We start from the raw sequence: 1,121 nt of genomic DNA, 5'->3' as shown, positions 1-1,121 counted from the left end.
TGGAGCTGGCTGGCCAGGGCGCCTACGGTTTAGCTCTTGATGGGGGTGGGCGCCGGGTGAGCCCGATGAGTCAGGCGTCCCCCACCGCGCAGAGTGTTGCTGCGGCGCACCACGTGCAGTCGCAGGTGGTGACAAACGCACAGTCATTAGCCGCTTCCTCTAATTCGCAGGTGCTGTACACTACGCATAACCTGCAGCGGGGTGTGGCGCTCACCGGTGATGCGCAGGCGATCAGGGGCCTCGCCGGGCACCCGGATGTGGTGCGTATCTCCCGTATCGTGCCGAAGGAGCGTATGAACGCAATCTCCGTGGTGGGCACAGGTGCGCTTGAGGCGTGGCGCAGCACGGGGGCGACCGGACGGGGCGTGACGATCGCGGTGATTGACACCGGCCTGGACTATACGCACGCCGATTTTGGCGGCCCAGGCACCAAGGCGGCCTACGATAAAGCAAAATCCTCCCCCACGATGCCCGCAGGCTCCTACGACCAGCAGAAAGTGGTGGGCGGCTACGACCTGGTCGGCGATGCCTACAACGGGTATAACGCCCCCGCACCCGATAGTAACCCCATGGATTGCAGCGAGTCTGGGCACGGCACGCATGTGGCGGGCACCGCCGCAGGGTACGGTGTGGGTGCGGACGGCAAGACGTTCCGGGGCGAATATTCCAAGCTTTCATCTGCGGATGTGCAGCGGCTGCACATCGGGCCGGGTTCCGCACCCGAGGCGCGCCTGATGCCGCTGCGTATCTTTGGGTGCAGCGGCAGCTCCTCCATGACTGGCCAGGCGCTAGATAGGGCCCTGGACCCCAATAATGATGGGGACTTCTCGGATGGTGCGAACATTGTGAACCTTTCCCTCGGCAGCGACTACTCAACGGTGGATGACCCCGAAAACACGATGCTGCAGCGCCTGATTGATAAGGGGGTGCTGGCGGTGGTTGCCGCCGGTAACGCGCAGGCGAATCTGAGTCAGGGGGACGTGTACTCGATTATGGGTGCGCCCGCGAACAACCCCTCGGCGTTAACTGTGGCGAATTCGGAGAGTGCCCTCACCCGCTCTGACAGGTTTGAGGTGAAGGGGCCCTCCGCTGTTGCTGGGGCCTATGCGGGCAGCTACTCC

The 1,121-nt window shown here is 63.9% G+C and carries 1 protein-coding gene; it reads left to right on the top strand.

All coding sequences use genetic code 11. The annotated features are described in order from the left end of the window. Nucleotides 1-65: 65 nt before the first annotated feature. The coding region (locus Q4P78_RS09210; protein WP_303340072.1) for a S8 family serine peptidase at nt 66-1,121 on the top strand (1,056 nt) is incomplete at its 3' end.

Origin of the sequence: Rothia sp. (in: high G+C Gram-positive bacteria) (assembly GCF_030540545.1) — a bacterium.
Lineage (GTDB): Bacteria > Actinomycetota > Actinomycetes > Actinomycetales > Micrococcaceae > Rothia.
Note: the sequence above shows the minus strand (reverse complement) of the source record. Positions and strands in the feature narration are given on the sequence as shown.